Consider the following 13,114-nt stretch of genomic DNA (forward strand, 5'->3'; position numbering starts at 1 on the left):
TCCACTTTACCTTCCATTTTAAGGCCCATTTTGAAGCATCAGAACTTACCTAAGAGCTTACATAAGAACTTACAAAAGAACTTACATAAGCGATCGCATTCAGAGCTGTTCACCCCCTTTCTACATCAAGGGGCGACCCAACGGCCACGCTATCGGGCGCTATTTAACTATCTGCAGCAGCAGATTATGGCGGGTAAATTACCCGCTGATGCCCGCCTACCCTCAACCCGTGAACTGGCCGAGTTATTAAAACTCTCGCGTAATACCGTAAAACAGGTCTATGAGATGCTACAGGCCGAAGGCTACATAGAAACCCGTCATGGCGATGGCAGCTATATTTCACCCCAGCTACAACTTAAGGCTGTCAGCAAAAAAAGCCCGACAGACAACACCCAGACATCTGGTATCCAGCTCTCCGATAAAAGTAATGAGTTACACAAGTTACGCACCCTGCATAGCCACTCTAACGAACAATTACTACTGCCAGCCCTGCCCGCGCTGGATCAGTTTCCCTGGCCACAATGGCAGCGTTCCGTCAGTCACGCCGGGCGGCAGATGAAGTTCAGTTCCGGCCGCAGCTATATGGGTGAACCGGAGCTACGTCGGGAGATCGCAGGGTACCTGAGCGCCAGCCGGGGTATCCGCTGCAATATGGATCAGATAATGATCTGCTCCGGATCACAACAAGGTATGCAGCTGGCCTTCTCAATGTTGCTTAACACCGGAGACAAAGTATTAGTCGAAGACCCGGGGTTCCCCGGTATCGATGGTGCAATCAGTACCGCCGGCGGCGTTAAAGTATCTATTCCTATCGATGAACAGGGCTTTCAAACCGACATAGCGCTCAACAGAAAACAGGATGCAAAGCTGGCCTTTATTACCCCGTCCAGAAATTATCCGATGGGTTATACCCTTAGCCTGGAACGGCGGTTACAACTATTGCAATGGGCCCGTCAGCATGGCCGCTGCATTATCGAAGATGACTATGACAGTGAGTTCCGCTTTGACGGCCCGCCCCTGACAGCCTTACAGGGACTTGATGGAGAACACTCAGTCATCTATTCCGGTACCTTCAGCCGTATCCTGCACCCCAATATCCGGCTCGCCTACCTGGTGTTACCGCCTGCATTAGTCGAACCCTTTAATCGGATGCGGGGCTTTCTTGATGGCGGCCTTTCAGCCCTGCCCCAATTAGCCCTGGCCGACTTTATGGCACGTGGCCTGTTCGCCAGTCATTTGCGGCGTATGCGCAAACTCTACAAAGCACGACGTAGCTATCTGTTACAACGGGTTGAGCATGAATTTGGTAATCAACTGACATGGGAACCCAGTGATGGCGGCATGCATGCCGTGTTTCTGCTCCCTCAAGGCTATGATGATCAGGCAATAGCCGCTAAAGCAGAAAGACTAGGGTTAGGTGTACGGGCATTGTCCTACTATTACGATCAGCAACAACCCCGCTCAGGATTGATTATTGGCTTTGCCGGTTATAACGAAGCGCAGATAGATCAGGGGCTAAAATTGCTTAAAACGACGCTATAAGCCGAGCGCTTTAACTACCGAACGCTTCGCTTGCCCGATCATTTCATTTGTCCGAGCGCTTTACTAACTCGAGCGCGATGCTTGTCCGAACATTTCATTTGTCCGATCGCTTCGCTTGTCCGATCGCTTCGCTTGTCCGAACGTTGCAAAGCAACTTGTCCGCTAAAAGAAAATCAAATGCTATTAACCAAATAATTAAACCTCAGTACCCAAGGGATTTGCTAAGGGCACAGAGGTTAGACAAACAGCAGAACCGCCCTTTCGGACCTCGGACAAACGAAGTGTTCGGACACGGCGCGTAGCGCCAATCGGACAAGCGTAGCGATCGAAGTACTTTAAACAAGCGTAGCGATCGCCGCTTACCCCGCGCCTTTATTCGCCGCCAGCACATAGAGGTATTCCAGCGCTAGTGTGGCACCTGCCAGTGAGGTGATCTCTGCATGGTCATAGGCCGGCGCTACTTCTACCACGTCCATACCCACCAGATTCAAGCCCTGCAGACCACGAATCACCTTAAGGGCACAGTCCATTGTCATACCGCCTGATACCGGTGTTCCGGTACCCGGCGCAAAGGCAGGATCTAAACCGTCGATGTCAAAACTGACATAGGCCTTTTTATCGCCTACACGCGCTTTAATCCGTTCCAGTATCCCGTGGGGCCCATGATCACCAACCCAGGCAGCATCCAGTACTTCAAATGGATGATCGTCCATATCATAAGCGGTACGAATGCCTATCTGAATAGAATGTTCGGTGTCCACCAAGCCCTCTTCTACGGCATGATGAAACAATGTGCCATGGTCATATTTAGTACCACCGGAATAGGTATCGGTATGCGCATCAAAGTGAATCAGCGCCAGTGGACCGTGCTTCTTAGCATAAGCGCGCAATACCGGCAGCGTAATAAAGTGATCGCCGCCAAAGGTCAGCGATGACTTACCGGCATTCAGAATACTGCCGATATGCGCCTCCAGATTATCCACCATGGTCTGAGGCTCGCCATGCTTAAACAGCACGTTACCCGAATCAGCCACTTTAAGGTGATCATCCAGGGCGAAAGACCAGGGCCAGCGCGCCCCTTCCCAGATAAGCTGTGCCGATGCCTGTCGCACACCCTGCGGTCCGAACCGGGCACCAGATCGCCCCGAAGTTGCCATATCAAAAGGCACCCCGGCAACAATCACTTCCGCATCAGAGCCGGCCAGATCGTTCACCACCGGAAACTCCATAAAGGTCATTCCCAAAGAGCCATAAATAGGCAGGTCCGCATCAGCAACGGTTTTAGGCATATCAGACATCGTTCACCTCAATTACATTCTCGTAGTTACAGCTGTTTCGAGCGCTTATATCGAGCGCTTAAGAACCAGCATACTTGTACCCATATCATTATTGAAATGCATAGTTATAATAAAGACATGCACCATATAGATAGCGATTATCACTATGAAATCACTACGCCAGTTTGACCTGAACCTGTTGCTGTTATTAGAAGCACTGTTGACCGAATGCCATGTCAGCCGGGCAGCTGAACGGATGTTTCTGAGTCAGTCTGCCATGAGCCACGCGCTCAACCGACTACGACAGTTATTAGATGATCCATTATTAGTGCGCAGCGGTAATGGCCTGCAACCGACCCCCCGTGCCCAGGCGATACTACCGGAATTGCGTCAGGCTATTCGCCTGATCGAACGCAGTCTCGAACCACAACAGGAGTTTCAGGCCGCCACCAGTGAACGCAGCTTTACGATTGCCTGTACCGACTACTTCGAAGCGATCAGCCTGCCCCCTCTGATGCAGCAACTACAACAGGATGCACCGGGAATACGCATTGAGATTGAGATGATCAGTGAGTCCGGTAACAGAGAACGGCTGGAAAACCGTGAGATTGATCTAATTATCGGGTTAGATAAACAGCAGACAGTCGATAAACAGCTGATCAGTCAGCCATGGCAGATTCAACCGCTGGCCTGCTTAGTCGGCAGCACCAATACCCAATTGAAGTCACAGCTCAGTTTGACGCAATACTGTCAGCAGAACCATGTACTGTTCTCCGACCTGAGCGGCGTCACATCGGACCGCATAGACCATTGGCTTGAGCAACAACATCTGCAACGCATGCATATCGCCCGTACCGCCAACTATATGGCCGGTGCCCGAATTGTCGCTATGACAGACAGCATTATGACCCTGCCCCGACAGATGGCTGAACTCTTTGCTGAAATGCTGCCGGTCCGGCTGTTAACGCCGCCCAAAGATATGCCAGAAATAGAGATGGTGTCACTGCACCACCCACTCTATGACAATGATCCGGCTATTCGCTGGTTACTCACCCGGCTCGCCTTGCTCAGAACTTCACAAAGTGAGCTGGCAGATAGCACTGCGTAATCTGCCAATACACCCGACGTAGCCCTTAGCGCAGCTAGCCAGAAGCCGGGCGTTGCCCGGCTAAGAAGTGATCTATAAGAATAGCTATCAGTTAGTTACTGTTTCTTCTTTCACAAACCAGTGATGTTTGGCGCTATTAAGCAGCATCAGGTATACGCAGAACGACACCAGGAAAGTGACCGGCGCTGCGAACAGTGCCAGTGAAGGGTTGGCAAAATTGAGCAGCACGATTCCCAAACCTGCACCGGAGAACCAGGCGATCAGACCACAAGGGTTAAACGAAGTGACCCGCTGCGGGCAGCACTCAATATGTCCATCAAACAGCTGGTCATACTTAGGCGAGAAGATATGCGCCAGTGCGATCGCAACCCAGGCCACCACGAAGATGCCCTGATAAGCCAGCGCCTGCAAAATAAAGTTGAATACGTTCAACAGCATCAACGCATAGACAACGCCACCTACGGCAATCGCCCAGACAAAGCGCGGTACAGCACTCAAACCGAACCGTTCAAAGAACGCCTGCATGTTTTCCGCTGCCAGATAGAAGTTGGCGGTATTAATCCGGGTCTGGCTAACCCAGACAAACAGCAAGCCCCAGATACCCATCAGCTTCAGAATCGCCAGTACTACCGATACTTCAGACAAACCACCTTCAGTCGGAATAGTCGCTGCCAGAAAGATACCGACAACACCATTCACCATAAAAGTGAACAGGTAGAACGGCATACCAAAATTGATCTTGGCATGGAAACCGGAATCGTCTTCCTTACCAAAACGGGCGTAATCCCAGGTATACATCATCAGAATCCAGACACCCATGAAGTAGGTAAAGCAGTTCCACCAGCCGTTCTCAGGATCACCACCTTCAGGCCCCAGCTCCAGCCAGGCATTGCTATAACCGTATTCATTAATAGATACCGCCACAGCAGCGATAAGGCCGAGAATATAAAACGGTAACAGAATCCCGTTAAACTTATCCAACCAGGTCTGCACGCTACCGAACACCAGCGGTACGCTGTACATAACCACCAGCAGATAAGCCATTTCGATACTCAGGGAAGGGAAATACGCCTGAATCGCCACCGCGATAACAGAACCTTCAAATACCGAGTAATAGATCGCCGTCGCGAAGAAGATCAGGGTGGCCAGCGTCGCGCCAACTTTACCGAACAGTACCCGTGAAAACAGCGCCACCGATAAGCCGGTTTTAATTGCATAGCGGGTAATGACCGCGTTGATCAGTCCATAAGTAATAACCGACAGGCCCAGGCCGATCAGCGCATTAATAGTACCGAAGTTCATCGCCAGCGTTGCTGCAACCACCAGCCAGAACATCGCACTACAGATCGCCCACCAGGCCATACTCAGTGAGCCTTTATTCATCCGTTCGTCCTGGGGTACTGATAATGAAGCAGCTCCACTGCTGTTTGTTTTTATATTTCCAGCCATAACGTCTCTCTCTTATTGTTTTTAACGGTTCCCATTGCGGGGATTCATTCAGAATACGAGAGTGTCGTCAGAGAGAATTGTGAATAAGGGAATTAGTATTTGTATATGAGTGACCACCACCTTGTTGAGCAACGGCATTCTCTTCGTTCATGAGCGTTGTCATGCGGCTTAGATAACGAAGAATGGGTTCGCATTTTTTACTTGTATTGCTATTTCTGGAAGTCAGATTTCGCCTTGAAGGCGAGCCAAGACCTTTAAACGGCCAAAGGTCTTAACAATCTAAAGCCGCCCCTGCTGCTAGGTTGGCTACGCCAACTTCCCTGCGCGTTTCGCTTACCAATGGGTGCTGTGACAGGCGAAGCCTGAACAGCTTTAGCTGGCCCGAAGGGTTGGCGTTTACGACAATAACCGAGGGTACTACGTACCCTCAGACAGTCCTCGCACTAATCCATTGGTAACCTCCAATACCCAAAGGGCACGATGTGCTCGGCTGCACAGAAGGGGGATGATGCCCGTGCCAAGCCAACCTTACGGAGTTATAAATCAGGCATTACTACCAACCATGTAAAGAAGGTTTTGTCTTTGCTTTTTCTAGCAAGTCGCAGAGCGACGTCTAACCACTAGCAAGTGAAGAAGTCACGTCTAGCTAGCGGCACGGCCGCGGTCTGACCTTAACCCCAAATATGTTTATTCTTACCTGGCTCACTGGTACTGCGGCCGCTTTTCCCTGATGCTTTATTGCGAGGTTTTGGTGCCGGCCTGTCCTTAAATGCAGACTTAGATGCTGGCTTAGATGCAGACTTTGATTCAGACTTAGATTTAGGCCCTGACTTGGATTCAGGCTTGGATCTGGATTTCGTCTTAGACTTGGACGGAGGGATAGCTTTGGGCTGCTCCTTGCGAACATAGTTCAGGATTGAGATAGGCACCTCTTTTCTTACTGGAAAGCCTTCAATCTCTTTGCGATCTATCAGGTGGTCTAAGCGGCTTTCAATCGCGCACAGGTTTTTAAAGTCGCCCCATGCCACAAACGAGATCGCTTCGCCGGTCTCGCCAGCACGGCCGGTTCGGCCTATTCGATGAATGTAGTCTTCGGGTTTGAAAGGCAGGTCGTAATTAACTACCCGGCTGAGTTTACCTATATCCAGGCCCCGGGCAGCAACGCCGGTGGCTATCAGGTATTTCAGCTTGCCGGACTTGAAGTCGGCCAGTATTTTTTCGCGCATCACCTGGCTTCGGTCGCCATGGATACAATCCGCTGTAATACCACGCTTGGCCAGCTGAACCACAAGCTTGGCAGCCGCATGTTTCTTCTCTATAAAAATGAGCGCCTGATCCCATTGTTGTTCGTTAATCAGGTGACTCAATAATGCGGACTTAGTATCTTTATCGACCGCGATTAACCACTGTTTGATCGAGGCTGCTGATTTCACCTTAGGTGAAACAGATATCTCAACCGCCGCTTCACTCATCTTGCTATCAGCAAAGCTATTCGCCAGATGCTGAACACCGGGATTCATCGTTGCCGAGAACAGTAAGTTCTGCCGTGCGTCCGGTAAGCGATCGATAATCTTTTCGATATCGCCAATAAAGCCCATATCCACCATGCGATCGGCTTCATCAAGCACCAACACTTCCAGTTCATCAAAGTGCAATGCCCGCTGATGTGCCAGATCCAGCAATCGACCAGGAGTGGCCACTAAGATATCGACACCTTCAATCAAACGCTCTTTCTGTGCCTCTGCATCCACACCACCATAAATGGCCATAGAGCTCAGGTTCAGATGTTTACTGTATTGCGCAACACTCGCCTCAACCTGCACCGCCAATTCACGGGTCGGTGTAAGAATCAGCGCGCGTATACGCTTGCCACGTAACGTACGGTCCTGATTAAACTTTTCCAGCATTGGTAAAACAAAAGACGCGGTTTTACCGGTGCCGGTTTGCGCCGTTGCAATCAGATCTTTACCCGAAAGAATAATAGGGATGGCTTGCTTTTGAATAGGCGTCGGGGTTTTGTAACCCTGCTCTTCAATGGCTTTTACAATGGGGTCACATAATCCGAGATTTGAAAATGGCATGGTGGCTCAGGGCTCAGGTAGGTCAATAGTATGGGGAGGCGGCGTATTATAGCAGTGAGGGTGATTGGGTAATAGGTGGTGCCTGTATTCAGCTGTGCCGCAGTACTCGCAAGATAAAAGCAATAGGGACCCAATGCATAATTCAGCGTATTTTCTTGGTATTGGCTGGAACGGGTTATCCGGTTTCGCCGTTGGCGAGTTAAGGCTTTTGGGCGCCCAAAAGCCTTAACAATCCAAAGCCGCCCCTGCTGCTGGGTTGGCTGCGCCAACTCCCCTGCGCGTTTCGTTTACCAATGGGTGCTGCGACAGGCGAAGCCTGAACAGCTTTAGCTGGCCCGAAGGGTTGAGGTTTACGACAATAACCGAGCGCTTCGCGCTCAAACAGTCCTCGCACTGGTCCATTGATAACCTGCAATGCTCAGCTGCACAGAAGGGGAGTTTCATCCGTGCCAAATCGACCTTTAGGTATAATATCTCAGGGGCCATAATACATGCTTCACCTGCCCCCACTTATTCGACTATTTTAAGCGCTCATGCCACTTACCGTTATTTTCTCTTTCGCAGTTCTCTTCAGTATCAAAGCTGACATGCTGACGAATGTCTTTAAGGCTTATATCGATAGACGCCAGTTTCTGTTGAATTATTGCGCGCAACGCTTCGACATTAGCCCTTGAAAGCTGTTCATTTGTATCAAAAACACAGACGATGGAAAGTGAATCCGGAAAGTTTTTATAGTTTACAAGGTGTGTCAGCCACATGAACCCTTCATAGCTCTCCAGGGCCATATCACAGGCCTCAGTTAAAGCGATTCTAAGTGCGTTTTCTATTTTCTTATCAGTCTTTCGCATTCTGGATTTTACCTAACGCTTTGCTCAGTTGTCGCTTTCGCTCGTCCGGTGGAGTTTTGCGGCCGGAACATAGTTACAGGTCTTTATTTATGGTGCTTAACATTCAAGTACAAAACAATCTTTCTCTGAACCCATTTATTCTTACAGGAATTGGGAATTCGGTTTCGCCCTTGGCGAGTTAAGGCTTTTGGGCGCCCAAAAGCCTTAACAATCCAAAGCCGCCCCTGCTGTTGGGTTGGCTGCGCCAACTCCCCTGCGCGTTTCGCTTACCAGTGGGTGCTGCGGGACTCGCATACTGCGTACGCTCAAACAGTCCTCGCACTAATCCACTGCTAACCTGCAGTGCTCGGCTGCACAGAAGGGGGATGATGCCCGTGCCACATCAAACCTTTAGGAGTGAGTAATTTAAAAAATCTTACTCTGCTCCTAATTATCCATGCTTTACACTATCTGATACTTATCCTTTCTCAAAGTAAATGCCGGTATAGTACCTTCTAAAACCTCTACTATCTGTTCGTTTATTACTGAATTCTCGATACCACCAGAAATAAAGCTGAACACATTTCCATTCTCTTTATCAATACTCACTTTTATCACCTGCTCTGAATCAGCAACTACAGCTAAATTTGGATTGTGTGTAACCATAATTATTTGCCTAAATTTCTTAGCCTCTTTTATATAAGGGACGAGTACTTTTGCAACACTGTTGTTGTCCAAATTATCTTCAGGCTGGTCAATAACTAAAGGGATATCTTCTTTATCAAGAACCAAATAAAACACCAACAAAAGAGCACCTTTTTCCCCTGGAGACAGCTGTTCCAGACTCTTACCTTTTTGCTGCAAATCATAATATGGTTCAATAAAATTTAGGCCGTAAATATTACTATATAGCTCTCTTCTATCCTTTGTAACATCACCAATATAGGTTATATCGCTACCTTTAGCTCCGGGCCTCCGATCAAGCTCTAAATACTCAATGATCTTGTGCAAGAATTCACTCACGGAATCTGAATTGTTCCAGTCCGTCTGTGAAATCAGTTCTTCCTGTAATAGTGCCGATCCATCTTCACTACCATAAAATGATCCCACACGATTTTGTTTTATATTTCTCAAAATAGATGTTCTAAAATCATTAGAGCAGTAGAAGGAACTAGCTATGCTTAAGCCAGATACATCAGACACTTGTAATTTTCTAGAAATCTCTTCTTTTATCTCATCGTAAAACGATTTAATTTCAGATTTTTTTGAAAAAATTTCAATTGATTTAGTAATACGTAATTCTCTTTTTTCATCGAGATCAATTTTTAACCGGGTGTTCAAATAGAGCAATTTACTTTTCAGGTAAATTAAGCTATCCACAGTATCTAAATTGCCTTCTATATCTTTCCTTCTTTGATTCCATTCAGATAGTTCTTTCAAGGATTCTTGGTAGGCTTTTTGCTCTCCAGTAAACTTTGAGTGAATTCCCTTGATTTTTTCCTTTAGAGCTTCAAGTTTGGAAGCTAATGAAAGGCTTTCATAGTCTTTCACAGACCATTCATCATCAACTTGGAGGAGTTCACTGTCATTATCATTGGACTCTTGTAATGAAAGGACACGAGAGTTAATTATACTTTCATCAAAATCGACGCGAATAGCTTTAGATAGATCAAAACCACATTTATCTGATAAAGGCTTGCCATCTGAAATGGTAGACTTCAATTCATTATATTTATTCTTCAAGTCACGATTTAACTTTTCAGATTCAACAATTAAATGATTTCTATCTAATATTTCATTTCGAATTACTTCAAGTTCTTCTTCAATTTTATTTTTAGAAGTTTCAAGTTCTTGAAGGTCAGCCTTCTTCTTTTTAGTATCTTCTGATTCAGTATTCTTTGAAGGGTCATCAATAACATCAGGTTTTGATTCATTGTGAGCTCTAAGTTCATCTTCTTTTATATTTATTTTACTAAGAAGGCTTTTCTTATAATTTGGATCAGTTTTATTCTCTAGCCCTATAATCTCATCATTAAGTTCAAGTATGCTCTCATGTATGTGATGAATCTCTTTTTCAGCAGATGCTTTCTTAAGAGAAATTAGCTCTTCAAATGTAGCATTCCCCATTCTTTTTTCTGGAGGTACATACTGAAATACAACCTTCTCAATCTCTGTTCGAAATGCATCAACTTTATCTATCTCATTACAAACCTTCTCAAAATAACTTTGAGGCAAGTATCTAACAAGTTTTTCTTGGCTTTCATCAACTTTATGAATTAACTCTCTTTCATCCGTTTTTCTACCACTTTCAAACTCAATTGATGCCGAAAATCTATCAGCAAGTCCTTTCTTTTTAAATTTGTGTTTATGCAGAAACAAATTGTCATCAGAATGCTCAGCATCTGAACACATTGCTAGAATATCCGACAATGCACTCTTACCACTTCCTTTGTGACCTATTACCGTTACAAGTTCATTGTTTAATGGTATTTCTAAGTTTTCAAACCAAATTGAACTAGAGTCTTTCTTTCCTGTTCTTCTTATATTTAGCGACTTAATATACTTGGTCCGATTATCACTTACCCGCTTCATAACCTCGGGTTCTTCACCAATAAAAAAACGACCTTCAGGTTCATTAAGAGCATATTTTAAACCTTCAAATGTTGGAGCCCCTTTAATCCATAACTTTTGTTTTCTTGTATATTTTTTGATATTGTGATTATCTGAGCAAATAATCATTGGTATTTTTTTATTTAAAGCAGGGAAAACGTGTTTTCTATAATCTACTTGGTCACTTTCTTTCCCTAATTCAAAAATATCTATGAGATTTGCAGTGTCCATTTTCTGAGCAACACTATGAGGTAGAGAGTTTGTCATATTTTCAAGAGAGTTACTCTTTTTACCAGCATGTATTGTAACTATTCCGCCTAAATCATCTTTAATAAGTTTAATCGTATCTTCTAAATCACAATATACTTCGTTTAGTTCCTTGCCTTCACCGCGAACTTTACTTATTGCTGTTCTATGTTGGATTTGTCCCCAAATGTATTCTATATCAGCTTTTTCAGAGAATACTGCTATAAAGTGAATCGGCGATTGTCCTTTGGCATCTGACAAAAATTCTATACCTGGTAAAACTGTTATTCCTTCAGTTTCACCTAACTTTGATAAATCCCGAAACCTTTCAATATCAATTACATGATGATCTGTAATAGCAAAAGCAGAGATATCATTCTTTTTCAATTCGTCGATAATATCTTGATTCGTTACAGATTTATCTCCGTAGTCATATGAAGACTGCGTATGAAAATGTAGATCCCATTGTCTCCATTCTGAGCCTTTGCTCTGCATACTTTTTTATCCTTGAAGATAGAAAATATAATTAAACTTTTGATGATTGAACTGCATATTACAGCTAAATACATGTCAGATTGACGTGTTATAACGCGTCAAATTAACGTATATCTACAAACAAAGTGTGAAGTTACAACAGGAGAGATAAAATTCCCTTTCCTTACCATCACGGCCTGAGACATCCTGCCCAGTTAAGTTACCGATAGTGCAATAGAAAGCGTTTAGTATCCAGTACTTAGATCAACCGAATACCCATTTTGTGGCACGGTATAAGAACGATTTTTCTAGCAAGTCGCAAAGCGATGCGGTCTGCTCGCTCCTAAGAACCTCTCGGCGCAAACATAATAATTGCCATACCTAGTAGCGCTACCGAAGATCCGACAAGATCCCATGTAGTCGGCCTGATACCATCGACCGCCCAGAGCCACAACACTGCGACAAAGATATAAACACCACCATAGGCGGCATACACCCGCCCTGCCGCGGTTGGGTGCAGGGATAGTAGCCATGCGAACAGTGCCAGGCTCATGGCTGCCGGAATAAGCAGCCAGATGCTTTTGTCTTGCTTGAGCCAGAGATAAGGCAGGTAACAACCCACAATTTCGGCGACCGCCGTGATCAAAAACAGGCCGAGTGTTTTAAGTTCAAACATAGGTAGCGTCTTTTAGATTCGGAATGCCTAACAGTATACCCATCGGGCTGATTCAAATGCGCTTTTTCTAGCAAGCTGCAAAGTGATGCGGTTTGCTCTTAACAAGCTCTTTCGGACAAATGACGAAGTCATGTCGGACAACGGACAAATCACGCAGTTATGTCGGACAACGGACAAATCACGCAGTGATGATCGGACAAGCCGCAAAGCGGCAATCAAAGCAGCGATCGATTTTATCAGTCTACTCTTCCGTATAGGGCTCGATCTGATAGGCTTCCAGCTTATAGCCTGAGGTGCCCAGTTCATGGGCGACGGTTTCTATTTTCAGCTCACCGCTGATCCAGATCGCGTCGTAGAGGTTTTCCACGTTGGTACCCGGTTCGTAGGTCACGTGGATCATCTGGTTGGACGGTGGTGGCGGTACATGGATACAGGCACCAAAATACGGCACCAGGAAGAATTCGGTGACTTTCATCCCCTCTTCTACCAATGGCACGACAAAACCGGGGATGCGGACCATCTTGCCATCCATCTCCTCAACCACCGGTGCTGAACTCAGGGCTTCCATCATCACCTTGAGCTTTATCTCTGCCATGGGATCGTAGTCGTCCAGCTCACCGAACTGGCTGCTATCGAACAGCGTATCCGGTGAGAAGTTAGCCGGCATCAGACTATCCCAGTCGATACTCTCATCAATCGTCTGACCATTAATAGTGGCAGCCTGCACCGGTAACAACAGAGAAAAACTCAGAATTAAGCCGGCCATTACAGGAGCAGCGAAGCGGGTAACTAAGCTTAAAAAAAGTTGTCGCATAAATTTCATA

At 46.2% G+C, this 13,114-nt stretch carries 9 protein-coding genes; 2 read left to right on the forward strand and 7 right to left on the reverse strand.

All coding sequences use genetic code 11. The features are described from left to right. Positions 1 to 30: 30 nt before the first annotated feature. Positions 31 to 1,542, forward strand: coding sequence for a MocR-like pyridoxine biosynthesis transcription factor PdxR (gene pdxR, locus EHS89_RS01540; RefSeq protein ID WP_124924344.1), 1,512 nt, complete (start codon positions 31 to 33; stop codon positions 1,540 to 1,542). A 359-nt stretch (positions 1,543 to 1,901) separates the two neighbouring features. On the opposite strand, the gene speB is transcribed toward pdxR, so the two are convergent. Then, positions 1,902 to 2,840 carry an agmatinase gene (speB, locus tag EHS89_RS01545; protein ID WP_124924345.1) on the reverse strand — a complete coding sequence of 313 codons (939 nt, stop codon included), beginning with the start codon at positions 2,838 to 2,840 and terminating at the stop codon, positions 1,902 to 1,904. A gap of 145 nt (positions 2,841 to 2,985) precedes the next feature. Between speB and EHS89_RS01550 the strand changes: the two genes are divergently transcribed. Beyond that, positions 2,986 to 3,927 carry a LysR family transcriptional regulator gene (locus EHS89_RS01550; protein ID WP_124924346.1) on the forward strand — a complete coding sequence of 314 codons (942 nt, stop codon included), beginning with the start codon at positions 2,986 to 2,988 and terminating at the stop codon, positions 3,925 to 3,927. A gap of 87 nt (positions 3,928 to 4,014) precedes the next feature. Here the strand turns inward: EHS89_RS01550 and EHS89_RS01555 are convergent, their stop codons facing one another. From EHS89_RS01555 to EHS89_RS01580, 6 genes are all read right to left on the reverse strand, one after another. Then, a complete protein-coding gene (locus EHS89_RS01555) occupies positions 4,015 to 5,310 on the reverse strand; it encodes a purine-cytosine permease family protein (RefSeq protein WP_229753507.1) in 1,296 nt (431 codons plus the stop codon). A 737-nt stretch (positions 5,311 to 6,047) separates the two neighbouring features. Further along, complete coding sequence (locus EHS89_RS01560) at positions 6,048 to 7,457, reverse strand: DEAD/DEAH box helicase (protein ID WP_124924348.1); 1,410 nt, start codon at positions 7,455 to 7,457, stop codon at positions 6,048 to 6,050. Positions 7,458 to 7,975: 518 nt separating this feature from the next. Then, a complete protein-coding gene (locus EHS89_RS01565) occupies positions 7,976 to 8,305 on the reverse strand; it encodes a hypothetical protein (RefSeq protein ID WP_124924349.1) in 330 nt (109 codons plus the stop codon). Between the two features lie 441 nt (positions 8,306 to 8,746). Then, a complete protein-coding gene (locus tag EHS89_RS01570; RefSeq protein WP_124924350.1) occupies positions 8,747 to 11,635 on the reverse strand; it encodes a TrlF family AAA-like ATPase in 2,889 nt (962 codons plus the stop codon). 322 nt (positions 11,636 to 11,957) lie between these two features. Continuing rightward, positions 11,958 to 12,290: a YnfA family protein gene (locus EHS89_RS01575; protein ID WP_124924351.1), complete on the reverse strand. Its 333-nt coding sequence runs from the start codon at positions 12,288 to 12,290 to the stop codon at positions 11,958 to 11,960. 241 nt (positions 12,291 to 12,531) lie between these two features. Further along, on the reverse strand, positions 12,532 to 13,113 hold the full coding sequence (locus tag EHS89_RS01580) for a DUF3299 domain-containing protein (RefSeq protein ID WP_229753506.1): 582 nt from the start codon (positions 13,111 to 13,113) through the stop codon (positions 12,532 to 12,534). Position 13,114: the final 1 nt, after the last annotated feature.

It is taken from the genome of Amphritea balenae, assembly GCF_003858655.1.
GTDB classification, from domain to species: Bacteria; Pseudomonadota; Gammaproteobacteria; order Pseudomonadales; family Balneatricaceae; genus Amphritea; species Amphritea balenae.

What these genes read in the sequence shown, in the direction of transcription:
- speB (WP_124924345.1), bottom strand. Translation starts at nt 2,840, where the DNA reads ATGTCTGATATGCCTAAAACCGTTGCTGATGCGGACCTGCCTATTTAT.
- EHS89_RS01550 (WP_124924346.1), top strand. Translation starts at nt 2,986, where the DNA reads ATGAAATCACTACGCCAGTTTGACCTGAACCTGTTGCTGTTATTAGAA.
- EHS89_RS01555 (WP_229753507.1), bottom strand. Translation starts at nt 5,310, where the DNA reads ATGAATAAAGGCTCACTGAGTATGGCCTGGTGGGCGATCTGTAGTGCG.
- EHS89_RS01560 (WP_124924348.1), bottom strand. Translation starts at nt 7,457, where the DNA reads ATGCCATTTTCAAATCTCGGATTATGTGACCCCATTGTAAAAGCCATT.
- EHS89_RS01565 (WP_124924349.1), bottom strand. Translation starts at nt 8,305, where the DNA reads ATGCGAAAGACTGATAAGAAAATAGAAAACGCACTTAGAATCGCTTTA.
- EHS89_RS01570 (WP_124924350.1), bottom strand. Translation starts at nt 11,635, where the DNA reads ATGCAGAGCAAAGGCTCAGAATGGAGACAATGGGATCTACATTTTCAT.
- EHS89_RS01575 (WP_124924351.1), bottom strand. Translation starts at nt 12,290, where the DNA reads ATGTTTGAACTTAAAACACTCGGCCTGTTTTTGATCACGGCGGTCGCC.
- EHS89_RS01580 (WP_229753506.1), bottom strand. Translation starts at nt 13,113, where the DNA reads ATGAAATTTATGCGACAACTTTTTTTAAGCTTAGTTACCCGCTTCGCT.